Origin of the sequence: Candidatus Leptofilum sp., from assembly GCF_965223525.1 — a bacterium.
GTDB lineage: Bacteria > Chloroflexota > Anaerolineae > Promineifilales > Promineifilaceae > Leptofilum.
The window spans coordinates 446,688-472,565 of record NZ_CBDCWX010000004.1; the positions used below are offsets into that span (position 1 = coordinate 446,688).

General features: G+C 52.4%; 18 protein-coding genes. 4 read left to right on the forward strand and 14 right to left on the reverse strand.

The annotated features are described in order from the left end of the window. Positions 1-160 precede the first annotated feature (160 nt). Both ACOQPM_RS02150 and ACOQPM_RS02155 read left to right on the forward strand, forming a co-directional pair. Entirely contained in the window at positions 161-655 is a 495-nt protein-coding gene (locus ACOQPM_RS02150) for a helix-turn-helix transcriptional regulator (RefSeq protein WP_420627578.1), read from the forward strand. 427 nt (positions 656-1,082) lie between these two features. Further along, the gene (locus ACOQPM_RS02155) at positions 1,083-1,268 is read left to right on the forward strand and encodes a hypothetical protein (protein ID WP_420627579.1); all 186 of its coding nucleotides are present in this window, start codon (positions 1,083-1,085) and stop codon (positions 1,266-1,268) included. A 38-nt stretch (positions 1,269-1,306) separates the two neighbouring features. Here ACOQPM_RS02155 and ACOQPM_RS02160 read toward each other — a convergent pair whose 3' ends face one another. Together ACOQPM_RS02160 and ACOQPM_RS02165 are read right to left on the reverse strand one after the other, a co-directional pair. Continuing rightward, on the reverse strand, positions 1,307-4,576 hold the full coding sequence (locus tag ACOQPM_RS02160; RefSeq protein ID WP_420627580.1) for an SUMF1/EgtB/PvdO family nonheme iron enzyme: 3,270 nt from the start codon (positions 4,574-4,576) through the stop codon (positions 1,307-1,309). A gap of 114 nt (positions 4,577-4,690) precedes the next feature. Further along, the gene (locus ACOQPM_RS02165) at positions 4,691-7,039 is read right to left on the reverse strand and encodes a protein kinase domain-containing protein (protein ID WP_420627581.1); all 2,349 of its coding nucleotides are present in this window, start codon (positions 7,037-7,039) and stop codon (positions 4,691-4,693) included. 597 nt (positions 7,040-7,636) lie between these two features. Here ACOQPM_RS02165 and ACOQPM_RS02170 point away from each other — a divergent pair. Then, a complete protein-coding gene (locus ACOQPM_RS02170; RefSeq protein WP_420627582.1) occupies positions 7,637-8,320 on the forward strand; it encodes a helix-turn-helix domain-containing protein in 684 nt (227 codons plus the stop codon). Between the two features lie 127 nt (positions 8,321-8,447). Here ACOQPM_RS02170 and ACOQPM_RS02175 read toward each other — a convergent pair whose 3' ends face one another. The 11 genes from ACOQPM_RS02175 to ACOQPM_RS02225 form a co-directional block, all read right to left on the reverse strand. Then, positions 8,448-9,605 (reverse strand): TolB family protein, encoded by a 1,158-nt coding sequence (locus tag ACOQPM_RS02175; protein WP_420627583.1) that lies wholly within the window; start codon positions 9,603-9,605, stop codon positions 8,448-8,450. An 82-nt stretch (positions 9,606-9,687) separates the two neighbouring features. After that, positions 9,688-11,058, reverse strand: coding sequence for an Ig-like domain-containing protein (locus ACOQPM_RS02180; protein WP_420627584.1), 1,371 nt, complete (start codon positions 11,056-11,058; stop codon positions 9,688-9,690). A gap of 113 nt (positions 11,059-11,171) precedes the next feature. Then, positions 11,172-11,948: a TIGR03943 family putative permease subunit gene (locus tag ACOQPM_RS02185; RefSeq protein ID WP_420627585.1), complete on the reverse strand. Its 777-nt coding sequence runs from the start codon at positions 11,946-11,948 to the stop codon at positions 11,172-11,174. Positions 11,949-12,027: 79 nt separating this feature from the next. Then, positions 12,028-13,074 (reverse strand): permease, encoded by a 1,047-nt coding sequence (locus ACOQPM_RS02190; protein WP_420627586.1) that lies wholly within the window; start codon positions 13,072-13,074, stop codon positions 12,028-12,030. 87 nt (positions 13,075-13,161) lie between these two features. Continuing rightward, on the reverse strand, positions 13,162-13,848 hold the full coding sequence (gene phoU, locus ACOQPM_RS02195) for a phosphate signaling complex protein PhoU (RefSeq protein WP_420627587.1): 687 nt from the start codon (positions 13,846-13,848) through the stop codon (positions 13,162-13,164). A gap of 4 nt (positions 13,849-13,852) precedes the next feature. Beyond that, positions 13,853-14,638: a phosphate ABC transporter ATP-binding protein PstB gene (pstB, locus tag ACOQPM_RS02200; RefSeq protein ID WP_420627588.1), complete on the reverse strand. Its 786-nt coding sequence runs from the start codon at positions 14,636-14,638 to the stop codon at positions 13,853-13,855. Then, positions 14,638-16,848, reverse strand: coding sequence for a phosphate ABC transporter permease PstA (pstA, locus tag ACOQPM_RS02205; protein ID WP_420627589.1), 2,211 nt, complete (start codon positions 16,846-16,848; stop codon positions 14,638-14,640). The genes pstB and pstA overlap by 1 nt, the downstream gene beginning before the upstream one ends. After that, the gene (gene pstC, locus ACOQPM_RS02210; protein WP_420627590.1) at positions 16,848-18,059 is read right to left on the reverse strand and encodes a phosphate ABC transporter permease subunit PstC; all 1,212 of its coding nucleotides are present in this window, start codon (positions 18,057-18,059) and stop codon (positions 16,848-16,850) included. Before pstC ends, pstA begins: the two co-directional genes overlap by 1 nt. Before the next feature lie 221 nt (positions 18,060-18,280). Further along, the gene (locus tag ACOQPM_RS02215; RefSeq protein ID WP_420627591.1) at positions 18,281-20,233 is read right to left on the reverse strand and encodes a PstS family phosphate ABC transporter substrate-binding protein; all 1,953 of its coding nucleotides are present in this window, start codon (positions 20,231-20,233) and stop codon (positions 18,281-18,283) included. Between the two features lie 233 nt (positions 20,234-20,466). Then, the gene (locus tag ACOQPM_RS02220) at positions 20,467-21,849 is read right to left on the reverse strand and encodes an ATP-binding protein (protein WP_420627592.1); all 1,383 of its coding nucleotides are present in this window, start codon (positions 21,847-21,849) and stop codon (positions 20,467-20,469) included. A gap of 92 nt (positions 21,850-21,941) precedes the next feature. Continuing rightward, entirely contained in the window at positions 21,942-22,670 is a 729-nt protein-coding gene (locus tag ACOQPM_RS02225; RefSeq protein WP_420627593.1) for a response regulator, read from the reverse strand. A 169-nt stretch (positions 22,671-22,839) separates the two neighbouring features. On the opposite strand from ACOQPM_RS02225, the gene trpA reads away from it, so the two are divergent. Further along, the gene (trpA, locus tag ACOQPM_RS02230; RefSeq protein WP_420627594.1) at positions 22,840-23,649 is read left to right on the forward strand and encodes a tryptophan synthase subunit alpha; all 810 of its coding nucleotides are present in this window, start codon (positions 22,840-22,842) and stop codon (positions 23,647-23,649) included. A 25-nt stretch (positions 23,650-23,674) separates the two neighbouring features. Here the strand turns inward: trpA and ACOQPM_RS02235 are convergent, their stop codons facing one another. Then, positions 23,675-25,654: a hypothetical protein gene (locus tag ACOQPM_RS02235; protein WP_420627595.1), complete on the reverse strand. Its 1,980-nt coding sequence runs from the start codon at positions 25,652-25,654 to the stop codon at positions 23,675-23,677. Positions 25,655-25,878: the final 224 nt, after the last annotated feature.

Consider the following 25,878-nt stretch of genomic DNA (forward strand, 5'->3'; position numbering starts at 1 on the left):
CTGGTTTTGGGTTTCGTCAAAAGAGTTGAACCTATGTGATAAATATTTTTGGCATCGAATTTTCACGAATTAGCGCGTGAAGTTCATAAAAATTCGCATCATTTGTTGCTATTGATTATTTACGGCCGTTTCCCATGCAATTTTGGTATAATGCCCAATTATGAAGCAAGGCAGTAAATATTTTCCGCTTTATTCTCACTTGCAGCAGGCGGCTGGCGAGCCGGTGACGCTGACGTTTTCCCAAATTGAACAATTACTGCAAACCAATTTGCCCGGCAGTGCACGGGCCCGGGCTGGCTGGTGGAGCAATCGCAGCAAAGGGGCGGTGCAGGCATCGGCGTGGATGGATGCGGGGTATCATGTACAGTCGGTGGACTTGGCTATAGAAACGGTGCATTTTGCTAAAGCGAAGCTGACCTACACGGTTGAAAAATCGGGGGATACAGTGCTATGGAACCGCGGCATGATTAAGGCGTTGCGGCAGCATATGGAAATGTCGCAGGGTGAGCTGGCAGACGAGTTAGGGGTACGCCAGCAGACGGTGAGTGAGTGGGAAACGGGAGCCTACGCACCCAGCCGCGCCACATCCAAACATCTGGGCTTGGTGGCGGAGCGGGCTGGCTTTGGGTATGAGGTGGGGGAAGAACGGCCGTAACTCATTCTGCATTTAAACCTGTCATTCCTGCGGAGGCAGGAATCCATCTTTGTGTTTGAAATGGATGCCCGCCTACGCGGACATGACTCAAAGAAGAAAATGGGTATTGACAAAAAAGACGCTACCGTGTAAAATGTCATCATTGGTGCGGTAACGGCCGTATCACACAGTCAAACATTCCAACAAAGACCTTTTAACCAAAAAGCGCAACGTTGGCGGTGAACCTTGCCGTAACTTTCTGGTTGCCTGTGTTTCCTGGGAAGAGGACGCGAAGACAGTGGGGTTTGCTCACCTTGACGCTGTTTTTGCAAACGGCCGTTGCCACACCTTTCTTAATCAAACCTTGAAATAGCGACAGAATCAACATAGGACATGCTTTTCTCAAAAATCTCTGTGTTCTCTGTGGCAAAAAAGGAGGCAATGCCAGATGGGAAATTACACGTTGGACGAAGTGATCAGGCGGTGGACGCGGGGTGACATCACCACAGAGCAAACGGTGGGACAAACATTGCTCATTGTGCAGGATATTGCGCGCAGGGTAGGCGTGCTGGAAAAACTGCGGGAAGAAGAGCGAAACGGCCGTAAAACAGGCAAAGATGAAACGGCCAAATGAAAAAGAGGCTGGGTCAGTCGCACCCAGCCTCTTTCTAATTAAGGATTGTCTTGAGCGCAGCGGAAGCCAATGTCTACATCAAAAGTATTTCCAGAGACGACATAGCGGCGGCTGGTTGTGAAAAATGCGCCATTGGTGTTGTCGAAGCTGCCGCCCCGGTAAATTTGGCTGTTGCCAGAATCCAGATTGACTGGATTATTTTCGGGAGAATTGGCGTAGAAATCTGGATCGAACCGATCCAGCACCCACTCATTCACATTACCTGCCATGTTGAAAACGCCAAACGGACTGGCACCATTGGGGAAGTCATCCACTGGCTCCGTGTCTAGCGAACTGGCGGCAGACAGGGCAGGATCAAATTCGTTGCCCCAAGGCCAGGTGAAGTTGTCTGGGCCGCTAGCGGCAAATTCCCATTCGGCTTCGGTGGGCAGTCGCTTGCCCGCCCATTCGCAATAAGCGTTGGCCTGCGTCCAGGTGATGCCCATCACGGGGTAGTTGGCAAAGACAGGATCATCCCGATAGCCGGAACGGCGGAAGGAGTTCCGTAGCCCAGTTTGGGTGCAGCCGCCATCCGCCACACAGGCCAAATATTGCTCGTTGCTTACCTCAAATTGGTCAATGAAGTAAGCGTCTAAAGTAACCGCATGCTCTGGTTGCTCATTGGCTTCACCCGTTGAGGAACCCATCAAAAAGCTGCCGCTGGGAATGAGGAGCATGCCATTTGGGACGGCAACTTCGGTTGGTTCAGGGGTGGAGGAGGGTATCAGCGTGGCGGTAGGTTCAGGAGTCGCTTCTGGTTGGCCTGTTGCACCGATTTCTGTAGTTGCGGTAGGTTCTGGGGCTACTTCGGTAGCATCGGTGGCCGGATCATTTTCCTCTGCTGTTGGCTCAGCCGCTACGGCTTCTTCTTCATCTTGTAGTAACGCATCGCCCAATTCTAGGATAGTGAGATTGTCGTAATGAACGTGGGCGCGGGTTTCGTCTACGGTTTCTACGTAAAAGCCAAAATCGCCATTAGGGTAGCTGCTGTCGGTGAAGGTGGTGAGGATACGGCCGTTTACAAAAAAGGAGAACATGTTGCCACTAGCATCCACGCGTAAGGTATCGGCAACGTCTACCGAACCGCCTTGAATAGCGCCGCCAATACCTGCCGTTAAGCCTTCAATAGAGCCATTTTGTACGTTATCTAAGCCATCGTTTGATGCTTTGAGAACGGCCCACTCACCTGAGCGGGGCGCAACTGTGAAGGCGTAGAACTCGCGATTACTGGTCTGGCGCAAGATGATCCCGTACCGATATTCCCCTGCTTCTGTTTCCAAAATATCAACGAAAACGCGCGCTTCCATGCTGACATTGCTAACTTCTGAGCCGAAAACGGCCGTTGCTGCCTGATTGGCCCCCGTTGCTTCCACATGGTAATAATCTGGCGGATGGTAACCGCGCCAGGCGTTGTCTTCCTTCAAATCGGGCCAGCCACTTTCTGGGTTTGTAAAATCATCCACTAGCACAATCGCATCATCAGGAACAACTTCCGCCTCGCTCGCGGCGCAGCGCACGCCTGTTGAAGCGATCATGGTGGGGAGATTGGGGTCGCCCTGAAGCCGATAAGCCATATCTTTGAAAAAGTCAAACGCACCACCGCGCGCTACTTCCTGGCCTTCAGGCACAGCGGCATATGGTTCATCTACCCATTCCCACACGTTACCGGCCATGTCAAACACACCAAAGCTGCTGCGGTTGGGGGGCAAACTGCCGCTGGCATAGGTGCTATTCTGGGGCAGGCTGACGCTGGTGGGGTCGTCTCCCCACGGGTACAAGAAGCCCAAGCCGCCTCGCGCTGCCACCTCCCACTCTGCCTCGGATGGGAGGCGTTTGTTTTGGCGGTTGCAATAATCGTTGGCATTTTGCCAGGAAATGCCACGTACAGGATGATTTTCTTGCCCAACAGGTAGCTGCCCATTCACCCAGCTTGACGGTGGTTCATTTTCCGTTTCAGCCAGGAAGAGGGCGTAATCACTATTGCTCACTTCAAAGCGGTCAATCCAGTATGATTCCAGCGTAATTTCTTGTGGCGAGACGTATTGGCTGCCGCTCAGGTCGGCTCCGATAGTGAAGGTGCCTTCGGGGACTTGCACCATGCCTGCCGAACTGGGCAATTCTGGCGGAAACAGTCGAGGCCACAGCAGCACGGCCGCAGCGATAATAGCCAGCAGCGCAACGCCCCCCAGCACCAACGGCAGCCAGTTGCGCCCAGATTTTTGGGTTGCAGGCTTGGGTTTTGGCTGCGCGATAGGTTCTGTAACGGGGTCTGGTGTGACAATTTCTGTATCTGCCAGCGAGGGTGGTTCTTCTTTTGGTTCTATTTTGGTGGGCGGAACGGCCGTTTCTGCTGATTCACGGTCAGTTGCAGGGGGTGGTATGGTGTATGCCATCGTGTCTGTGCCAGGCATGGAGGCCTGCCGCGCCACATCGCGCAGTGCCGTTGCCATCTCCAATGCAGAGCTAAACCGCTCTTTGGGGTCTTTGGCCAATGCTTTTTCCAACACTGCGCTAAACATATCGGGCAAATTGCTGTTGAACAGCCGGATGTCTGGCAGAGGCTCGTTGACATGCTTCATCATCACCGTCAGAGCTGATTGCCCTTCATATGGCGGACGACCGCATGCCATTTCATACAGCATCACGCCCAGCGAGTAGATGTCGGCGCGATGATCCACTTCATCACCTACCACTTGCTCTGGAGCCATGTAAGCGGCCGTACCGATGGTAGCACCCGTGGCAGTATGCACATGTCCGCCACCAACAATTTTGGCAATGCCAAAGTCGAGCAAAATTGGTTGCCCCAGCAGGTTGATCATGACGTTAGACGGTTTCAGATCGCGGTGAACCATCTTGTTTTCATGGGCGTAGGCCACAGCCTCGCACAACGGCACCATAATCTCAATGGTTTCTGATAGCGGCAGGCGCAGCCCGGCTTCTTTTAGCTCTTTTAGCCGGTTATCCAGCGGGTTGCCCGCAATGTATTCAAAGACAATGTAGTAGACGCCGCCCTCGTGGTTGAAGTCGTGTACGAGCATGATGTTGGGGTGGCGCAAACGGGCAACGGCCGCAGCTTCTTGCTCGAACCGCTTAACAAATTCTGGGTGTTCAGACAGATGGGGGTGGATGATTTTGATGGCAACGGTGCGCTGCAAGTTGGGGTCTGTGGCTTTGTATACTGAAGACATGCCACCACGCCCCAGTAGGGCATCAATTCTGTAGCGTCCACCGAGGGTGCGCCCAGTCCAGGTTGGTTGCAGATCACTCATCTTGTTTCTCCAAGTTGTGTTTCAAATTATCCTACGAAATCGTATTTCTGAGTAGCTTGTTACAGCAAAAAGAATTGGTTTGAGAAATACGATTTCTGGTATGATTTTTATCTATTAATTTTGGCTACATGCTGGCGGCGGGACAAATATTTGCTGGCTTACTTCTGCGCCATTGACGATGACGCTGCCTGTGCCAACAACGGCGCCACCGCTGCTGCTAATTTCAAAGGTAATGTTATCATTTACGGCCGTTCCAATCAGTTCGCCTTCCCAATAATAGTCAAACGTTCCGCTAACGCCCTGGGCACGCATGAAAACCTGTTGGGTCCAGGAACTGCCTTCGCCACACTGTTCGGTGCCGTCTAGCTGGTAAATGTCCAGAGTGAGCGTGCCGTCGGTAGTGGGAACGGCCGTTGCATCGGGTATGGTTGTGCTGCCTGTGCGGATGGGCAATGCCTCAACATCGCCTGCCCAGGTTAGCAAGTCTGCAAAAATAAAGCCACGATTCCCTGAGTCATCCAACACATACAGCCAATTGTTGTTGGCCGAGCGACCCAGCACCGTCACCATTTCTTCCGCGCGCACGATGCCCAATTCATTGCTGTTGGTGCTGGCCTGGGCAAAGATGGAGGCGTTTTCAGTGGCAACGGCCGTATCCTGCGGCAGCGGTGTCGCGCTGGGTGTTAGCTCTGGCGTGGGTGAGGCGGTGTTGGTAGGAACGGCCGTGTCCGTTGGCGCATCTGTTGCGGTTGCCGTGGGTGGATTGGTGGCCGTTTCTGTGGGCATCGTGGTTGCGGTGGGTGTTTCTGTGTTGGCGGCGATGGCAGGGATGGTGGTGGGAACGGCCGTTTCCGCCACATCATCTGAGCCACCAATGAACTGGCTTGCGCCCCAGATAAGCAGTGCAAGCAGGGCTACACCCCCAATGATGAATAAGGGCGTTCGTAATTTTTTGCGGTTTTGCCCCTGAATCATCGCCTCAGCAGATTGCACCACGTTTTGCGAGTCTGGGAATTCTGAATCTGTTGCTGAAATTTTTTCCCAGATTGCCAACGTTTGCTCAGGGTTATTTTGTGCCAGGGCAGCAATAGCCTGGTTGTAAAGAGTGGCACAAATGCCTTCGTTGGCGCGCTTTTGCACAGCAAGCCTATCGGCAAACGGTAGTTTACCTCGTCGCTGTTCAATCACATCCCACTTGGCTAGGGCAGATTGATATTCACGGTTATCCAGGTGTGCCAATGCTTCTTCATACAGTTGGTTTAGCTGCGCTTGCAGCGCCATCGTTTCTAAACCAGCCCGCGCTTTGGTTTCCAACTCGTCCAGGTCTGGATGGGTGATGTCGCGTTCGCGCAGGGCTTTTACGGCCGTTAAACTCTCAGAAAATTCGCCACTTTCCAGGGTGCGGTTGGCGCGCTCGATTAGATGATCGATAGCTTGCTGCCGTAGCTGCTTTGACTTTTGTTCCTGGTAATCTGGGTCGGCACGGTGAAGCTCATCCAGTTTGTCCAGGCAACGGGCAAACTCCCGGTCATCGTACAGATCGCGGGCCGATTGCCACATTACCATCAGCCGGTCCAGGTGGCGCGCGGCCAGCGTGTCGGTGGGGCTGGGCATTTGCATGGCGGCGGTATTCAGCGCGGCGGCCATCTCCTGCGCGGTTTGGAAGCGGTGGTCAGGATTTTTGGAGAGGGCGCGTTCTAAAATGTTGACCAGCGAGTTGGGGGTGTTGGCTTCTACAAGCTGGATGTCTGGCAATGGCTCATTGATATGCTTGAGCATAATTTGGTAGGTGGAGTCACCGTGAAACGGGGTTTCACCACTCAGCATTTCGTACATCATGATGCCCAGAGAGTAAATGTCGGAGCGGTGGTCGGCGTGTTCCCCGCGCACCTGCTCTGGCGACATGTAAGCGGCCGTTCCCATTGCCGCCCCCGTAGCTGTGTGAGAACGACCACCCACAATTTTGGCAATGCCAAAATCCATAAGCACCGGCTCGTTAAGCAGATTGATCATTACGTTGGCAGGCTTCAGATCGCGGTGAATCATGCGCCGCTGGTGGGCGTAATCAACCGCCCCGCAAATGGTGGTGAGGATGCGGATGGTGTCGTTCAGCGGCAGGCGCAAACCAGCACCTTTGAGTGCCTCCAGCCGCTTACCGAGCGTTTCCCCCGGCACATATTCCATTACCATGAAGTAGACTTCGCCTTCGTGATTGAAGTCGTGCACCTGCACAATGTTGGGATGGCGTAGCTGGGCGATAACGGCCGCTTCCTGTTCAAATCGCTCGATAAACTCTTTATTGTCGGAAAGATGCTGGTGAATGATTTTGACGGCAACTTTGCGCCGCAAATTTGGGTCTGTGGCACGGTAAACTGACGACATACCGCCGCGCCCCAAAATTGATTCGATTTCGTAACGGCCACCAAGCGTTCGGCCGATCCAGCTAGGTCCAACTAATGTCATGATGAATTAAACGATGCTTCAGTCATTTTTCTTCGAGAATTGATGAACAAGAAGAATTTTATGTATTTGCTATGCTGATTATGGCATATTCAACCAATCGTTTCCACATTTTACTCCAGCACTATGGTGCTAACTGTAAAATGTGCGCTAAAACAGACGCCTATTATTGTAAACCAGATTAAGCATCAACCTTAAAATCTGTATTTTGCCACTTGGGAACGCTTTTATGAGGGAAATGAAAAGGGAGCGGGGCCGCAACCCGCTCCCAATTCGTGTTCAAACTTAACCATAGAGGAGAAAAGGAGGAAAGAAATGTGCGTTTCCTGAAACGTTTGCCGTTGCTTGTTCCGGGGGTAGGAACAACCATAAGTGTGTACTTGCCCCCAGAATACCTTACCTTTGTTAAGGGATAGCTAAATCGCTGTAAACATTTGGTTAACGATTGTGGATGGGTTAGAAGACAATGGAATGAATAAGCAGGTGGGTTGTCACAGAGAAATATATCAAATCAAGAAAAAACACATTGTCAATGAGATGTCAATGTAGTAGAACACGGTAACGTTATTTTGTATCCAAAACACATTTAAAGGTAAAACGATGATTGATTTTCCGTGGGAAGACAATTTGCTTGAGAGAAAAGTAGAATCAGATTTGAAAGATCTTCTAAAAACCCTTGTAGCGTTTTCCAATTCCGTGAAACCAGGGCATGTGGCAACTATTCTGATTGGTGAAAAGGATGATGGGACAGTCCAAGGCGTTAAGAATCCTGACAATATTCAGAAAAGAATTCGGAAAGAGTGCGACAAAATTTATCCTCCAATTCTTTGGAGATCAATGATTTACAAGAAAATGGATAAATTTTGTGTTCGTATTGAAATCGAACATGATGGGGATACTCCGCATTTTGGTGGACCAGCTTGGGTGAGGCAAGGTTCAGAAACTGTAATTGCCACAGAACAGGTTTTCCAGCAATTAGTTGATCTCAGATCTGATATTGTGAGCGAACTGGCAAAGTGGCTGGGAAAAAAGGTCACTGTGCATGGGGATACTTCAACTGTGCCTGTATCAAGAAGAGAAGAGAGTATAGGTGCGAGGCCTATGATTCATCTTTTTAGCCATCGTTGGGCATGGGATGAATTAGCGGAGGTTGTGTTTATCAATAATTATTGGGTTACATTTGATAAACTGAAAATCGGAAAGAGGGTTTCCGAGCCCTTAAGTAAAATTACTTTATCTTTTGATGATGAGAATGATCGTCTAAGAGTAATAGTAGGGTACTAAAAGTGGGGTCAAGGGTGGGACTTAAATTTGGCAATTCTAGAAATGTCTTGGAATTGATTGTATTATATTTGGTGGCTAGATAGCCGTTTTACTTAGACTTATCTTGTTATCACTACGCCACAACCCACTATTGCAATGAAACCCAAAACGTTGGCAAAAGGCCATTGCTTGTCACTTGCGTGAATTCGCCGCTGGCGAGTTCGAGGAACCAAACGGTGGGGAGCTGGTTGGGGGTGTTGCTGTTGTATTGTTGGAAGAGAAGGAAACGGCCGTCTGGTGACCAGCTTGGGGGGCCATGATGAATGGTAATATCGTCTGTCAGGGCGCGGGCTTCTGAGCCATCGGCGCGCATGAGCCAAAGCTGGCGGCCTGTGTTGGTGCCAGCCAAGCGGCGTCCAAAGGCAATCCACTCGCCATCAGGCGACCAAGCGGCGTTGCCGTCGTCAAAGGCACCATCTTCACTGAGAAGGCGATTGTTGGCTTCGCTGTTGATGCCGCCCAGGTAGAGGCTAACGGCCGTTGCAAAATCGTGCCCATGCTCGTCGTGATTGTTGTTGCTTTCACCGTGAAAAACGACGGTGCGGCTGTTTTGGTAGAGTAATTGGTTGCCAATTGGGTGCCAGGCGGCGGGTGTGCCAACGATGCTGGGGTAAGTGAGGAAACGGCCGTCCGCAAAGTTGTACAGCCGAATGCCTTCATCTGGCGAACCAGCAAAGGCGACCCAACGCCCATCGGGGGAGAAGCGGGCGTTGCTGCCAACGGCCGTTTCATCTTCGAGCAGCAAAATAGATTCTCCGGTTTGGGTGTCTAGCCACCAAAGCTGGGGGTGGCCAAAGTTGGGTGGTTCGCGCCGCTCGTACAGCAGGCGACGGCCGTCTGGGTGCCAGACCGGTTGGGCGCATTCGGCATTTTCGCAGGTGAGCAGCGTTTCGGGCGAGCCGTTGAGGGGAAGCAGCTTAATCTGGCTGTTGCCGTCTGGCAGGCTGGTGGCGTAGGCAATTTGGTTGCCGTTGGGGGCAGGCGCGTAATTGAGCAGAACGGCTGTTTCTTGCGTTAGCTGCGTCGGTTGCCAGTCGGGTGTATTTGCCAGGAATAGTTGGTACAGACCGGGCTCATCTTCAGCTAAGTAGAGGATGGGCGGGAGCGTGGTGGGGCGGCGAGGTGGCTGCAAAAAAGCGTAAGATGCGCCCAGGAAGGCAAATAACATCAGCAACAGCAGTCCAATTTGCCAGCGGGGGAGTTGTGGTTTGGCTTCTGGTTGGGTTTGCTGTGGTGCGTTGTTCATGATTGTTTGACCCCCTCCCTAACCCTCCTCCTCAAAAGGGGAGGGAATTTTGCCCCCTCTCTCTGAGAGGGAGAGGGTAGTTTTACGGAAGCCAAGCAGGTAATGTGCCAGGCGTCGCGATTTCGGTGCGTTCGCCGGTGGTGATTTCGACGAGCCAGATGGCGGGCTTGGCATACAGTTCTTCCAGGTTGTATTGCTGGTAGAGTAGGAAACGGCCGTCTGGCGACCAGGTGATTTCTCCGTGATGTATTTGCGGATCGTTGGTGACCGCAAACGATTCTGAGCCATCGGCGCGCATCACCCAAATTTGGCGACCCATGGGCGTGCGCGGCAGCTTGCGGCCTAAGGCAATCCATTCACCATCTGGCGACCAGGCGGGCGAACTGTCGTCCACGCTGTCTTCGCCCGGCATGGGCTGGCTGAGGACGGTGGTGGCTTCGCTGGCCAGGTTGACGCTGGTTAGCTCCACGCTCCAGTTGGTGCTGCTGGTGTTGATGTTGGTGATGAGCAGGCTGTCTCCCTGCGGTCGCCACACGGCCGGGGAACCCATCTGATTGGGAATGAGCATCCCGGTGCCATCTGCCAAATTGAATAGCTGGATGCCCTGATCAATAGGCGAAACGAAACTGAGCCACTGCCCATCGTCTGAAATGCGCGGGTACAGTCCCAACATTTGATTATTTTGAAAGAGCGGCACGGTCTCCCCAGTGGTGACGTCTAGCCACCAGAGACGTGGGTTGCCGGGCGGCGCGCCGGGTGTGGGAATGTTGCGCCGCTCGTAGATGAGGCGACGGCCGTCTGGTAACCATTGCGCCTGGGAGCAAGCGGCTTCCGGGCAGGCCAGCAGTTCCCGATTGCCGCTACCATCGCTGTTGATGAGCCACAGATCGGCCGCGCCGCCGTCGCGCAGGATGGCGTAAGCAATCTGGCTGCCGTCTGGCTTGATGGCAAAGTCGAGTACGTCCGCGTCGGTAGCGGTGAGGGGCGTGGTGGTAACGGTTTCGCCGCCCACATCGGCGATGTAGAGCTGGTCGGCGGCTTCATCATCCCAACTGATGTAGACGATGCGCGGTTGGCCAGTCTGGAATTCCCAACTAAGTGACTCGTCTAGCTGGTGTCCTTGCTCGCTGCTGATCTCGGCGACGGTGACGCGGTAGCGGCTATCGGCGGCCAACGGCACGTCTGGCTGGAAGATGAGTTGGTTGCTGGCAATAGAAACTGTGCCAGGGATGGCGGGATCGAGGGTAACGGCCGTTTCCGGCACGTTGGCCAATGGCTCGCTAAAGGTCACCTGAATGGTAGCGCGGGTAGAAATGCTGCTGCTGTTGGGCGCAGGCCAAGTGCCAGTGGCTTCCAGGGCAATATTGTCGCCGTAGAGGATGACGACTGTAATCATTGTTGCCAGCACAGCCAGGGTGGAAATAACGATGCGGTCGAAGCGGGTGAGTGACATGGAGGGGTAATTGATAATTAAGTACTTTGTTTCAACATCAACCTCCGGGAGGTTTGATCTACGGCCTTACAAATTAGCGAAACCTCCCGGAGGATCATTCAAAATTACAAAATTCACTGATATAGATATGGCTGGCTCGGCGTTTCCGTGGGCGTAATACTCTCCGCCACCAGCACGGGCATTTGCACACCATTGAAGGTACGGGCCTGGACGGTGCCAGCGACTTCTACCCAACTGTCTGGAGCAAGGACGGCCGTATCCGGCCACTCCACAATCAACCCAATCGGGGCGGCGTCGGCCACGCAGCAGCTAACGGTGAAGCGGCTCACCATGAACTGCGTTTCGGCAAAGCGCTCATCCCGGTAAACAAAGCCTACCACATGCGCCTCTTCGCCATCAAAGGCGGTGGGTTCTGCGCTGCGCTGGAACAGGTAGAGCCAGTCCAGGATGTTGCGTTCGCCTGCGTTGGCAATCACGCTCAATTCGCTGCCCTCTGGCGCATTGGCCGACACCAGCGACACGTCGTTGCCGATGTTGATTTCCCGATTTTGCAGGGCCGATGCGCCAAGTGGACGGGGTTCTACCAGCAGCCCCAGCACCACGGGGATGGCCAGCAGGAGCAATCCGACCCAAGTGACGTCGTGGCTGTGGACGTGCTCGTGCTCATGGTCGTCGTGATCATGGGCTTCATCGTGGGAGTGATTGTGGGCAGCCTGCCGCCGTTGTTGAATGGCGTAAGCGATGCCCAGACCCATGAGGCCAACGGCCGTTAGCAGCGTTAGCACATTAAAGCGAGGGTGAATGTAAAAACTGAGCGTGCCGTTCAGCAAACGGCTCAATAAAAAGATGCCCAGAGCAATGAGTAAGATGACCTTAATCGTTTGTTTCATAATTTTTTAGCCGCAGATTTCGCGGATTATCACAGATTTTTTAATCCGCGTTAATCGTGAAAATCCGTGGCAAATATTCCTACCAATTCAGGTTTAGGTTAATGAAAACGGTTATCAGCATGGTGAGTGCCAGCGGCAGCAGAATGAGATAAAGCACCACCCGCCGCCGGAAAACGCCCAGGAACATGAGCGCACTTTTGATGTCTACCATGGGGCCAAAGACCAAAAAGCTGAGAATCGAGCCAGTGGTGAAGCTGTTGACAAAGGAAAGTGCCAGAAAGGCATCCACCGTGGAGCAGATGGACAGCACAAAAGCCAACACCATCATGGCCACGACGGAGGTGACAGGCCCGCTGCCGAAGGCAATGAGGGTGGATTGTGGCACAAAGGTTTGCATGGTGGCCGCCAGCATGGAGCCAACAATGAGGTAGCGCACCATGTCAATGAAGTCGTCCCCGGCGATGGTAACTGCCTGCCACAGACGTTGGGAACGGCCGTTCCCAGCCGCCATTGCATAATGATCATGATCGTGGCTATCGTCGGTCTGCGGCAAAATAATCTCTTTGGGCGGGGCAAACTGGAAGATAAGGCCCACAACAAAGGCGATGAGAATGGTAAAGGCAAAACGGCCGATTAGCACCGGCCCCCAGCCAAAAGCAACATACGTACTTACCAACACAACCGGGTTAATCACTGGGGCGCTCAACAAAAAAGCGATGCCAACAGAGACGGGCAGCCCTTTTTGGTAGAGCCGTCGCGTTACGGGCACCACGCCACATTCACAGACGGGGAAGGCAAATCCCAGCAACGACCCCACAAACGCCGCTGGCACTGCCCGTCGCGGCACGTACCGTGCCAATGCTTCTTTGTCTACAAAAACATCAATCAGCCCAGAAACCAGCGAGCCCGCCAGCAAAAAGGGCACTGCTTCAATGAAGATTCCCAAAAAGATGGTGACAAAGGTTTGGAATCGTTCATTCAAGCCAGCGGGAACCAGGTTGGGGAAGAGGCCAATGAGCAGCAGCAGGATGACGACTGCGCCTAAAAGACGACCGTAATTTCTGGCAGAAACGGCCGTGTTTGCCCCGTCCGTCGTGATTGTTGGTTTCTCCTTAACTTGTGCCATATCAGAAATATAAACAAATAACGGGTCGCGTCAACGACACGACCCGCAGAAAGCAAGATTTTTAGAAAATGCTCAGTTGTGACACACTTATGTAGAATCGTATGAACGAAGCAATTCCTTGCCCTGATTATATTCACCAGAAGCCAAATAGATCACCCATTCGCAAATATTGGTGACCCGGTCGGCCGCACGTTCCAGATTGTGCGCCGCCCATTCCAACCGTTGTGCTAATTGGAACGAGTCACTATTGGCTGCCATATACGCCATCACGGCGCGGTAAGTGTCGTTGTATAGCTCGTCAACTTCATCGTCTCTTTTGATTGTTTCAAAGGCGATATCGGAATCACGCTGCGTGAATGCATCTAAAGAACGATGCAGCATAAAACGCCCCTTTTCTGCCATTTGCGGCATATGCACCACCAATTCGGCTGGCACTTCACCTTCCCCAATCATCAGACTAATGCTGCCGATGCCCTTCACGTAATCGTGAATGCGCTCCAGCTCCCCCGCAATTTCCAATGCAGCCGCCAGCAAACGTAAGTCGCTGGCTATAGGCTGTTGGGTGGCAATGATGCCAAAGATTTGGTTCATGATGTCTATGCGCCGCTGATTGAACCACTTATCGGACTTCACTAGCTCATCGGAGGCGACTAAATCTCGCTTTAGCAAGGCGGTTACCACTTTGATGAGATTCTCTTCTACTTCGCTACCCATGCGTAGAATTTCATCCTGCATGTTGCGAAGGTCACGCTCGTAATGTTCTCGAATAATCATTATGTTAACCAAAACGTCCTGTAATATATTGTTCTGTCAGTTCATTTTTGGGGTTAGTGAACAATTCGTTTGTTTCACTAGATTCCACCAAATAACCAGCACGGTCACTATCCATATTGAAGAACGCAGTAAAGTCAGAGGCACGGGCTGCCTGCTGCATATTGTGGGTAACAATAATAATGGTGTACTTTTTCTTAAGCTCCTGAATCAGCTCCTCAATGCGAAGCGTGGCCACGGGGTCAAGGGCAGAGGTGGGTTCATCCATCAAGATAATCTCTGGCTTAACGGCAATGGTGCGGGCGATGCACAAGCGCTGCTGCTGCCCACCAGAGAGTGAAAGACCACTCTGATTGAGCTTATCCTTCACTTCATCCCAAAGGGCAGCCTGACGAAGTGATTCTTCTACTAATTGATCCATATCGCCTTGATAGCCATTGATGCGAGCACCCCAAGCAACATTTTCATAGATGGTTTTGGGGAAGGGATTTGGTTTTTGGAACACCATACCAATGCGTCGGCGAATTTCTACGGGATCAATTTTGGCGTCGTAGATGTTCGTACCTCGGTAAGTCACTTCACCCTCTACACGGGCAACTGAATAGAGATCGTTCATCCGATTGAAGGAGCGCAAAACGGTGGATTTTCCACAGCCTGAGGGGCCAATCAGCGCAGTGATTTTTTCAGACGGAAATTTTAATGAGATATTTTTGACAGCCCTAAAGTCGCCATAATAAACGTGCAGGTTGTGCGATTCGATGGCGATAGGGCCACTAACTCCATTGGAAGACATTAGGCTCTCCTTGAGTAGCGATTACGCAGATAAACGGCCGAAGCATTCAGCGACAGCAATAAAACCAGCAGCACCACGATGGCGGCGGCGGCAATATTGCGGAATTCTGCCTGAGGCCGGGAAGTCCATTGATAAATTTGGATGGGCAAAACGGTGAATTTTGAGAAGGGCCCGCTGGGGTCTACGGTGATGAAGGTCGAGGCACCGACGACGACCAGCGGAGCCGTTTCGCCAATAGCGCGGGCAAGAGCAAGAATGGTTCCAGTTAAAATGCCGGGTAAGGCATTGGGAATCACATGGTGCCAAATTGTTTGCCACTTGGTGGCGCCCAGCGCCATGCCTGCCTGTCGCAGCGAGCTAGGCACGGCACGAATGGCCTCTTGCGAATTGATGATGATGATGGGGAGGATGAGTAAACCTAAGGTTAGACCTGCTGAGATGACGGTACGGCCGTTTGCCGTTGACGAATCATCCACTAAACCAAACAGCGCACCGCTAGAAAAGGATTCCAGCAGGCGCACAAAGATAACCAGCCCCAGCATCCCGTAGATAATGGAAGGAACGCCCGCCAAATTGTTGATGTTGGTCTGGATGATGCGGTTGAGCCTATTGTCTTCTGCATACTCTTCCAAATAGATGGAAGCCGCCACGCCCACCGGGAACGAGAACAAAATGGTGATCAGCACCACCCACAGCGAGCCAAAAATGGCGGTACGCACCCCGGCAAACTCCGGCGTGCTAGACTGTGGCGAGGTGAGAAAGCGCCCCGACAGCCAGGAACGGAACTCTAACTGGGCGTTGGGATACGCTTCGGCCGTAAACGCCTCAATTTCGCTGCGGCTGGTGAGCGAATCCATTAGCGTCCAGGTTTGCACCACGTCTGGCTGCACCACTTCCTGAATGAGCAGATCGTAAACGTTTTCCTGGTCACGGGCGGGCAGAGTGCAGCCTGCGGGCGGTTCTTCTCCGGCACAGACTTCGGCAAAGAGGTCTGGGTTTTCAAAGGCAAAACTCTCTTCAAAGAACCGCTGCTGCCGCTCCAGGTTACGCCCCAAACCAACCGAGATGTTGTTTTGCAGGATTTGCACCAGAGTTTCTTTGGGTAGTTCGTCCAAAGATGCTGGAAATACCGTTTCGGTAAAGAAATCGAGCGTGCCAGAATCTGCCCCAGGAATGTACCGACTGATGGGTTCATTCGGCCAGGCCGAGTTAACGTCTGACCAGGAAACGGCCGTTGTAAAAATCTGCTTCAGCTCCTCAACCGTTACATTTTCCAGGAAGCTGTTCTCACGACTCACCACCACCGCCAAAGCATCGGTGCCAATTTGTAGCTCGATGGGCTGGATGAAATTGTCGCGGCAGGCTTCATATTCGCCAGGTCGGATAGGGCGGCTGGCTGCGGCGATGTCAATGCGCTCATCCACGCAGAACAGCTCAATGCCAGCAGTGCTGCCCACGCTTTGCAGGGTCACGTTGGCCGCAAAGCCGTCGGCGGCAATTTGGTTGCTCATATGCTCTGTTACCGGGAAAACGGTGGAACCGCCAGCAATGACGATATTGCCGCCAAGCCCAGCCGGATCAATGGCCGCCCACTGGCCAGGTTGTAAATCGAAGCCACTGTTTTGCACCCAGGCCACCTGCGACGCAGACAGCCCGTTTGGACTCAGCGGGAAGTAACCAACTTCACTAATCTCACTGTTGATGTTGGTGAGTAAATAGTTGAGGTAAATGCTGGCGGCCTGGTTATTTTGCAATATTTCTTCGGAAGTGTAGAGGTATAACGGCCGTGTCATCAGATAGCTTCCATCGCCAGCAGTCTCAGCAGATGCTTCTACCCCTTCCACCGACAAGATTTTCAAGCTGTCGCTGTTTTCGCGGTAATAGGCATAGCCAAAAAAGCCAATGCCAAATTCATCGCTGACGATGCCTTCTGCCAAAACGTTGTCATCCTCACTGGAAAGCGTGTTCTCGGCTTCCAGCAGAATGGCTTCTTCCAAATCGAGCACCAGCTTGTCTGGCTCCACGCTGTTTTGCACAGCTACCAAGCCAAACGTCTCGTTGATGATGTTGTACAGCAGGGCCGTCAGTGCCAGAATGCCAATAATGGTTGATGCCTGAAAAAGGGTGCGCCAGATGGAACCGGAGCGGTGTCGCTTGTGAATCTGCTTTTCTAATTTGTCCCCTTCTGGGTAATAATTTTGCTCTGCCATTACTCATACACCTCGCGGTATTTAGCCACAATGCGGCGGCTAATGATGTTTAGCGTGAGCGTCATAAGGAACAAGCCTAAACCGATGGCAAAAATACTGTTGTAATCAATCGAGTCGTAGCTCAAATCACCGCCGCTAATCCGCACAATGTGCCCGGTCATCGTTTCGGCCGATTCAAACGGATTCAGGATGTAGCCAAACAGGCTATCTTCGCCAAAGTCGAAGTTCTTGGGGCCAGACCCGGCAGCAATGGCAACCACCATCGTTTCACCAATGGCGCGGGAAATGGCAACGACGAATGCGGCCGTAATCCCCGAAAGCGCCGCAGGCAACACAATCCGCAATGATGTTTCTAGCTTGGTGGCACCCAAACCATAGGCAGCCTGTCGGAGCGAATCAGGGACGGCATGAAGCGCATCTTCACTCATCGAGGTAACCAGCGGAATGATGAGAATGCCCACCACAATGCCCGCCGAGGCCGTGTTGAAGATCTTTACCGTTTCTAAACCAAACAGACTACGCAGCAAGGGAGTCATAAAAGTGAGGGCAAAATAACCATACACCACAGTGGGCACACCCGCCAGAACTTCCAAAATTGGTTTCAGGGTCGATCTTGCTTTTTCAGAGGCGTATTCACTTAGGTAAATGGCTGTTGCCAAGCCGACGGGCAAGGCCACCAACATGGCAATAACGCTGGTCATCATAGTCGCCAGAATGAGCGGCCACAGCCCAAAATTACCGAGCTGTGGCGTCCAATTTGTCGAGGTAAGGGTATCCCAAACGGAGACATCCGTGGCACGCTCAATGGTGACACCCGCATTGTGGGGCACAATTTCACTGCCGTCCACACCCCGCGCTACGGACACAATTGTGCCGTTGATCGCCGTTACCTCCATGATTTCATCACTAAGGCGAATGGTTTCACCCACTTCGATGGCGGCACCGGATTCGGCCGCTTCCAGCGTGGTGGCGGCTTGGCTCATGTCCACAACAAGCCGCTTGTTGGTGTCTTCCCAATTCGTTTTGGTAAAGAAGTTCAGCGACTCGCTGCCCAAAATGTAGACAATGCCAACCGTTGTTAAAATTGAAATGGCGCCACAGACAAACAAAATTGTTTGTATGATCGATTCACCAATGCGAGGTTTTTTTGCTAATTCACCTGCTCTAATTGCTGTACCGACCATTGGCGTGGCAGGATTTTGTGTGGCCATTGATTCCTCCTGCTTCACACTTTTCTCTTTTCCCGAAGAGGTTAATAAAAAACTCAGCTATTTTACCGAAAAACAGGCCAGATTGGTAAAAGAGAAAAAGAGGAGTTGGTAAAATCCAGCTCCCCATTCTCAAAAGGTTTATGGGCTAATCCCATCCTTTTTGCTTTAGCGCGATGTGGCTCGTTTTGGAGCCACATCGCGCTAAATTGTAAGGTCTGGAATTAGTTATTTGCGTTCAGCCAACCGAGTTTTGCCGAGTTCAAGGCATCTTCACTCGCTGGGAAGTAACCGACGTCTACCACTTCTTCATTCACGTAAGTGAGCACGAAGTTGAGGAAAGCAGCAACCTGCGGTTTCTCAGCCATGATGGTGGCATCGGAGTACATGAACAACGGCCGTCCCAGTGGGTAAGAGCCATTGTCAACGTTGGCGGCGTTCGCTTCAATCCCCTCGATGTTGAGGATATTGAGCGCAGCAGCATTTTCCTGGTAGTAGGCGTAGCCAAAGAAGCCGATAGCGTAGGGGCTGCCCTGAATGCCCTGAACCAGCACGTTGTCATCTTCAGAAAGCTGGGTGTTGCTGGCGGCCAGGATGGGGCCCTCATCTTCATCAAAAACCTCTTCCACGAAGAAGTCGAAGGTACCAGAATCGGTGCCGGGGATGAAGCGTTGGATAGGCTCGGCTGGGTAGCTGGGGTCAATGTCGGCCCAGGTTTCTGCGGTACTAAAGGCCATGGCTAACTGTTCTAGCGATAGTTCCGTAAGGAAATCGTTGTCTGCGCTGACGGTCACGGCCAGTGCATCGGTGCCAATGCGGAACTCGATGGGGTCGCGGCCAATGGCTTGGCAAGATTCGATCTCGGAATCTTTAATGGCGCGGCTGGCGCCAGAGATGTCGGATTCGCCAGCGACGCAGAAGCGTTCAAAACCAGCCCCAGAGCCGATAGAGTCGTAGGTGCCAGCGGGGCCACCCTCGTCCTGCCAACGCTCAATCATGCGTTCGGCCAGCGGAAAGACGGTGGAGCTACCGGCAATGACCAGGTCGCCACTTACAGCCAGTGGGTCTACGGCGGGCAAGATAACGCCAGCGGAAGCACCACCGCCAACTGCCACACCTTGTGCGCCTGCCCAACCTTCTTTGGCTGCATTCAGAGCGGCCGTACTGGCCGGGAAGTAGCCAACATCCACAACCTCTTCATTCACAAAGGTGAGAACAAAGTTGAGGAAAGCGGCAACCTGTGGTTTCTCAGCCATGATGGTGGCATCGGAGTACATGAACAACGGCCGTCCCAGCGGGTAAGAACCATTATCAACATTGGCAGCGTTGGCTTCAATGCCTTCAATGTTGAGGATATTGAGCGCAGCAGCATTTTCTTGGTAGTAAGCGTAGCCAAAGAAGCCGATAGCGTAGGGGCTGCCCTGGATACCTTGAACCAGCACGTTGTCATCTTCAGAAAGCTGGGTGTTGCTGGCCGCCAAAATGGGGCCTTCATCTTCATCAAAAACCTCTTCCACGAAGAAGTCGAAGGTACCAGAGTCGGTGCCGGGGATGAAACGCTGAATGGGTTCGGCCGGGAAGCTGGGGTCAACATCTGCCCAAGTTTCGGCCGTGCTGAAAGCCATGGCAAGCTGCTCCAGGCTCAGGTTGGTAACAAAGTCGTTTTCAGAGCTAACCGTTACGGCCAGTGCATCGGTGCCAATGCGGAACTCGATGGGGTCGCGGCCAATGGCTTGGCAGGATTCGATTTCAGAATCCTTGATAGCGCGGCTAGCCCCTGAGATGTCAGATTCGCCAGCGACACAGAAACGTTCAAAGCCAGCACCAGAGCCGATGGAGTCGTAAGTGCCAGCGGGGCCGCCCTCGTCCTGCCAACGCTCAATCATGCGCTCGGCCAGGGGGAAGACGGTGGAACTGCCGGCAATGACGATGTCGCCGCTTACGGCCAGCGGGTCTACGGCGGGTAGTGCCAATACTTCAACTGTCTCAACAACGGTTTCTGTAACCGTTTCAGTCACGGTTTCGGTAACTGTCTCGGTTTCGGTTACAACGCGGGTTACCTCAACCTGCACGGTTTCGGTGATGGTTTCTGGCTCTGTGGTATCGGCTTCCCCGCCACCGCAAGCTACCAGAAGTAGGGCGAAAATCGCCAGAATTGCAAAAAGTTTGTTTCGCATGTTTTTCTTCTCCTAAATTTCCCAATAAGATTGGCAAAAACAAAGCGCAAACCTACACGGTTTGCACATTTTGCCAGAAAGTAAAAGAACTTAATTGGGAGTTTAGCAGACGTATTTTGTTGGGGCAGTGGGGATCGGTTAACGTTTAGCTATGGTTGGGTAAAGGTTCTGTTAAAAGTTGACATAACCTTATAAAATGCACAGGTAATTTGTGCGTTTTTTGTGCAAATTGGTTAGCTGCTGATGGGTAACGTGAAATAAAAAGAGCTGCCTTTGTGTTCTTTACTTTTGACCCAGATTCGGCCGTTATGCGCCTGCACAACGTGGCGTGAAATAGCCAATCCCAACCCGGTTCCCCCCAGGCTGCGGGTTCTGGCGCGGTCAGATTTGTAGAAGCGTTCAAAAATACGCTCCAATTCCTCTTTGGCAATACCGATGCCGCTGTCTTGAATAGTAACAACAACCTCATTTTTTTCGGTTTCTACATTGGCTTTTAGCGTAATCTTGCCCCCGTCTGGGGTGAATTTGATGGCGTTGTGCAGTAAATTGGAGACGACTTGGTGAATGCGGGTCGGGTCGGCCAGCACCAGTGGCAGCGCAGCGGGTAAATCCAAAATAAGATGCAAATTTGCTCGCTCCGCTTGGTGTTTTAAGCGATCCATTGGCACCAACAGCAGGTCGGCAACGGCCGTTGCTTTCAACCGCAGCGGCACCTGACCCGATTCGATGCGGGATAGCTCCAGCAATTCCTGCACCATTTGGGTGAGCACATCAATTTCGCCAGCAGCACGATCCAGAAAGTGAACGGCCGTTTCTGGGTCGTCGTAGGCGTTTTCTTGCAAGGTTTCGATGATGACCCGCAAAGAAGCCAGCGGCGTGCGTAGCTCATGAGACACATTGCTGATAAAGTCGCGCCGCACCGTTTGTAAATGCCGCATGGTGGTTAAATCTTGCAGAATGACCAAATATCCTTCTGCCCAGCCTTCTTTGAACGGGGTAATAATGACTTGCAAAAAGACGCGCCCCATTTCCACAGCGGCCGTTACCTCTTCCCCGCTTTGCTGGCATGCTTGCCACAAATCTATGAGCTGATGGTGGCGCACCGCCTCGGCAAAGGTGCGTTGAAGCGCAGATTTTTCTGAGAGCGAAAACAGCTTGCTGGCCGCCGGGTTAATCAACCGAACGCGGCCAGCGGTGTCGGTGATGAGCACCCCATCGGCCATGTAGTTGAGCACCGTGTCGAACTGCCCGTTTTCTTCCAGTAGCGCTAAATGCTGCTGCCGCAGGGCATCAATCATGTCATTGAAGGCTAAAATGAGTTCCCCCATTTCGTCTCGCGTCTGGGGCAATACGCGAGCTTCCCATTCGCCCTCGGTGATGCGACGAATGACCGAGGTGAGGTGGCGCACAGGTCTGGTGGTGCGTGCCGCTACCGGAAAGGCAATTGCCGCTGCCATGATGAGTAGGATAACGGCCGTAACCGAAACCCCCTGCCGCACACAGCCAGCGTCACCCAAGCACCCTGGCCGAGAAAGGTAACTTGCCAGCCCAGCCATGACAACCGTCACCAAAATGAGATATGAAATTGCGATACGCCAGCGAATTTGGGGGAACATTTTCGGTAAACCGTGAGCGGTAAACGGTAATCCGTGAACGGTAATCGGCTGGGTTTACCGATTACTGGTTACCGAATACCGATTACCGGAAGTTAGCCGTCGAAACGGTAGCCGATGCCGCGCACGGTGAGGATGCGGCGAGCGTTGCTGGGGTCTTCTTCGATTTTTTCGCGCAGCCAGCGGACGTGGACATCCACCGTGCGGCTGTTGCCGTCATACGTCCAGCCCCAGACGCGCTCCAAAATGAGATCGCGCGAGAGGGCAATGCCCTGATGGCGTGCAAGGAACAAAATGAGATCAAACTCCTTGGGCTTGAGGCGCAACGGTTTATCATTCAGGCGCACCTCACGCCGATTTTGGTCTATTTCTAAATTGCCAAAGGTTAGCAGCGGGATGGGTGCTTCCAGGTTGGCATCGGCGTTGCCGTTTGTTTGGCTGTTTAGTGCTTCGCGGATGAGGTCTACACGGCGCAATAATGCTTTTACCCTGGCCATCAGCTCTCTCATGCTGAATGGTTTGGTAAGATAATCGTCTGCGCCCATTTCTAACCCTACGATTTTATCTACTTCTTCGGTGCGGGCGGTGAGCATGAGGATGGGGAAACTAAATTCCTTGCGTAAAATGCGGCACACTTCAAAGCCATCTATTCCCGGCAGCATCACATCCAGCACAATAAGGTCTGGTTTTTCCTGGCGGGCAAAGGTGAGGGCGGAACGGCCGTTCTTGGCCGTCACAACATGATAACCTTGGCGGCTCAGGTTGTATTCCAGCATTTCTAGTAAGGTATTGTCGTCTTCGACAACAAGAATTTTTGTTTCCATTTTTTCTTTTGTATCTCTGAAACGTGGTGGCGTCAATGGCACTTTTCCACTCGCCCAGTTGCTGCTGGCATTATATACTTGCCGTCTTTACACAATTCCTAATCTGTAATCATGGATTTTTCCTGCGTACCAAAGCGCAGAAAGAATCTGCGGCTACCAGGGTAAGACGATGACAAAATCTGGAACAGAACGCATTACGGCCGCTTTTAGCCACGCCAAACAAAAGCAAACGGCCGCACTCATGCCGTACTTCACATTGGGCTACCCAGACGCCGCAACGTCGCTAGACATCATCGAGGCGATTGCACCGTACAGCGATTTGCTGGAGCTGGGCGTGCCGTTCAGCGACCCGCTGGCAGACGGGCCAACCGTGCAGCACAGCACCCAGATTTCGCTGGAAAATGGCACAACAACGGCAAGCTGCCTGGCAATGGTTCGGGAGCTGCGCCAGCGCGGCGTACAAACGCCAATCATGCTGATGGGGTACGTGAACCCAATTTTGGCCTATGGCGAAGAAAAGTACGTGCGCGATGCGGCAGATGCGGGTGCGGATGGTTTCATCGTGCCAGATTTGCCGCCGGAAGAAGCGGAATCGCTGGATAGCAAAGCTGCCGAGGCTGGCCTGGCCTTGATTCCATTTTTGGCACCCACCAGCAACCCCAGCCGCATCCAGATGGTGACGGCGCAAGCGCGTGGGTTCATTTACCTGTTGAGCGTGACGGGCGTGACGGGGGCGCGCAGCAAGATGCAGATGGATTTGGCGGATTTTGTGCAGCGTGTGCGCGAGAAGACGGCCGTTCCCCTAGCAGTTGGTTTTGGCATTAGCAATCCCACCCAGGCGGCAAAGGTTGGGGAACTGGCTGATGGCGTCATTATTGGCAGTGCGCTCATTAACGCGGTGAATGCGGCGGAGGACAAGGTGGATGCGGCCGTTCGGTTTGTAAAATCGCTGCGTGAAGGCTTACAGATGGAATTGTGAATTGTGAATGAAAATTGCTAAATTACTAATTACTCAGTTCTCCACGCACCAGACGAGGATTCGCCCAGTAAGCAGTGGCGTCTTCCGCTAAATTTTCCCCGAACAGTTCAAAATAGAGCGAGACGGCCGTATCCGAGAAAAGTGCCAGCGGTATTTTCACAGGCTGCCACCCGGTTCCCACAGCGTCGCCAGATTCATACAATATTTGTTCTTCACCGCTGCTGGTAACAAGCCGAATACGGTATTGCAGGCCCGGTGTGGGCAAGACGGCCGTATGCAATTCACTATTTCCCGGCAGCGTCAGGTCAATTTTGTGCGACAACCACCAATTATTTTGCGGCTTCATGCTCAATGCTAGCTGGCTGCCGTTTGGGGCGCGGTAAACCGCAAGGCTGGTGACGGCGGCGGGGTCGGATACGGCCGTTTCGCTCCCATCCTCATCCCGCCAAACTTGCTGCCCCGCCTGTGTCCACAAAAAAATCGTTTCTTCATACTGTTGCAGCGATGGCATCAGATTGTAAACTTGCCCATCCTGATAATCCAGCACCTTAAACGTGGGGTCGGCCCGGTCTGTGAGGCGTAGTTGTGACAGAGTGCCACCGGGTCGCTCTAGCGGCGTATCGTACCAAAGCTGTACCACCGTGCGCGTAAATTGTGGCGCAATGGGGAACCGCACGGCAAAGAAATGATCATCTGATGAGATAGTGGGGAACAGTTCCGCAAGTTGGGCACGCGCTTCCGCTTCTTCCGTGACGTTTGCCAGCCATTTCTGTTGGATTTGGCGGATGTGGCTAAGATGGTAAAGAGATACGGCCGTAACCATCACCACTGCCATTCCCATAACCCACCGCGACTGGTTCATCTTTTTCTCTTTTCTCTGGGTTCTCCGTAGTGAAAAAAAGTGAGCCAAAATCATCTCAAACGTGGCACCGATAGCCAGTATCAGTCCAATTATGCCCTGATAAATGTGCCGCCCCGCGTACAGTTCCGGTAACTGCGTCCACAGCGCCAAATAGATAAAAGCCAGATGCAGCAATAGCCACGCCAGCCCCAGCCGTACGGTGCCATTTCCCCGCCAAAACCAGATGCCCAGCAGCCCAATCATGGCCATTGCAAACAAGGAAACGGCCGTTCCACCCAGATTCAATAAATTTGTGAGGTAAGTAAACCGGTATGCGGTGACGGCGACAAATTGGGATAGCTCAGTCCAGGTAAAATATGTGAACCATTCGGCCGTTTCTCGGCTGCCAATGTCCACGGTGAGGTTGGGGCGAGTGAACATGATGATGATGTAAACTACGGTGAACAGAGCGAGGCCAACGAAGGCGAAAAGTTCTTTTTGGGAGAGTAGAGATTGGAGATTAGAGATTACGCCGCGAACGTTTAATCTCCAGTCTCCAATCTTCGATCTCTCTGCCAACAGTAGCAGAAACAAAAATGGTGGCAGCAATATGCTTTCTTCATGAGACCAAAAGGTGAGCAGGCAGAAGAGGAGGGTGAGTAGAAGGTGGCGGTTGGACGGCCGTTGCAAATACCGTAACCACGCACTCACCGCCAGCAAAGAAAAGAGTGCCGCCAGCACAATGGCAATGCTGCTCAACCAGCTCACCACATCCACCCAATGGCTATGAATGGCAAAAAGTGTGGCGACGAGAACAGCCGTAACCGACCCAATTTTTAGCTGTTGCGCTACACGATAAACCGCCGAAACCGTCAAAGCATGAAACAGCAGTGCCACCCAATAATAGCCGTTGGGCAAAAAGTGAAAAACCGCCTCTAATGCACCCAACCACACCAGTTGCAGCGGCCGATAATACCAGTTTGTGGCATAAGGGTTGAAGAGAGAAAAATATTCTAGGGGATTGGCAACGGCCGTCTTGATATAATCAAATTGCACATAGTCATCGCCTACAAACGCCCAGTCAAACGGCGGATAATAGATTGAGAGCGTAATGAGAAGGAGGCCGATAAATGCCAGTCGTGAATACAGCTTGTTTCGTGTCATCCGTTCTTGTTGTATCATCCAGAGAATGTTTTTTGTGTAAAAGCCAACAAATATCTTGAATTAGATTGAGCGGATAGTTGGCTTTTACTTGAGCAAACCACAGCGAAATTATCCGTTAGTTTTTAAGATATTTTCTGTGGTTTGCATGAATCGTTAATTGTTAATGGTAAATGGTTAATTGTCAAAATCCGAGGTGACTGGCACTGGTTTTAGATGATGCACCT

Excerpts from the sequence above, each read along its gene's own strand:
- trpA (WP_420627594.1), top strand. The coding sequence starts at position 22,840 with ATGACAAAATCTGGAACAGAACGCATTACGGCCGCTTTTAGCCACGCC.
- ACOQPM_RS02165 (WP_420627581.1), bottom strand. The coding sequence starts at position 7,039 with ATGACATTAGTTGGACCTAGCTGGATCGGCCGAACGCTTGGTGGCCGT.
- ACOQPM_RS02175 (WP_420627583.1), bottom strand. The coding sequence starts at position 9,605 with ATGAACAACGCACCACAGCAAACCCAACCAGAAGCCAAACCACAACTC.
- pstA (WP_420627589.1), bottom strand. The coding sequence starts at position 16,848 with ATGGCAGAGCAAAATTATTACCCAGAAGGGGACAAATTAGAAAAGCAG.
- ACOQPM_RS02185 (WP_420627585.1), bottom strand. The coding sequence starts at position 11,948 with ATGAAACAAACGATTAAGGTCATCTTACTCATTGCTCTGGGCATCTTT.
- ACOQPM_RS02150 (WP_420627578.1), top strand. The coding sequence starts at position 161 with ATGAAGCAAGGCAGTAAATATTTTCCGCTTTATTCTCACTTGCAGCAG.
- ACOQPM_RS02225 (WP_420627593.1), bottom strand. The coding sequence starts at position 22,670 with ATGGAAACAAAAATTCTTGTTGTCGAAGACGACAATACCTTACTAGAA.
- ACOQPM_RS02190 (WP_420627586.1), bottom strand. The coding sequence starts at position 13,074 with ATGGCACAAGTTAAGGAGAAACCAACAATCACGACGGACGGGGCAAAC.
- ACOQPM_RS02235 (WP_420627595.1), bottom strand. The coding sequence starts at position 25,654 with ATGACACGAAACAAGCTGTATTCACGACTGGCATTTATCGGCCTCCTT.
- ACOQPM_RS02160 (WP_420627580.1), bottom strand. The coding sequence starts at position 4,576 with ATGAGTGATCTGCAACCAACCTGGACTGGGCGCACCCTCGGTGGACGC.
- ACOQPM_RS02215 (WP_420627591.1), bottom strand. The coding sequence starts at position 20,233 with ATGCGAAACAAACTTTTTGCAATTCTGGCGATTTTCGCCCTACTTCTG.
- phoU (WP_420627587.1), bottom strand. The coding sequence starts at position 13,848 with ATGATTATTCGAGAACATTACGAGCGTGACCTTCGCAACATGCAGGAT.
- pstC (WP_420627590.1), bottom strand. The coding sequence starts at position 18,059 with ATGGCCACACAAAATCCTGCCACGCCAATGGTCGGTACAGCAATTAGA.
- ACOQPM_RS02220 (WP_420627592.1), bottom strand. The coding sequence starts at position 21,849 with ATGTTCCCCCAAATTCGCTGGCGTATCGCAATTTCATATCTCATTTTG.
- ACOQPM_RS02170 (WP_420627582.1), top strand. The coding sequence starts at position 7,637 with ATGATTGATTTTCCGTGGGAAGACAATTTGCTTGAGAGAAAAGTAGAA.
- ACOQPM_RS02180 (WP_420627584.1), bottom strand. The coding sequence starts at position 11,058 with ATGTCACTCACCCGCTTCGACCGCATCGTTATTTCCACCCTGGCTGTG.
- ACOQPM_RS02155 (WP_420627579.1), top strand. The coding sequence starts at position 1,083 with ATGGGAAATTACACGTTGGACGAAGTGATCAGGCGGTGGACGCGGGGT.
- pstB (WP_420627588.1), bottom strand. The coding sequence starts at position 14,638 with ATGTCTTCCAATGGAGTTAGTGGCCCTATCGCCATCGAATCGCACAAC.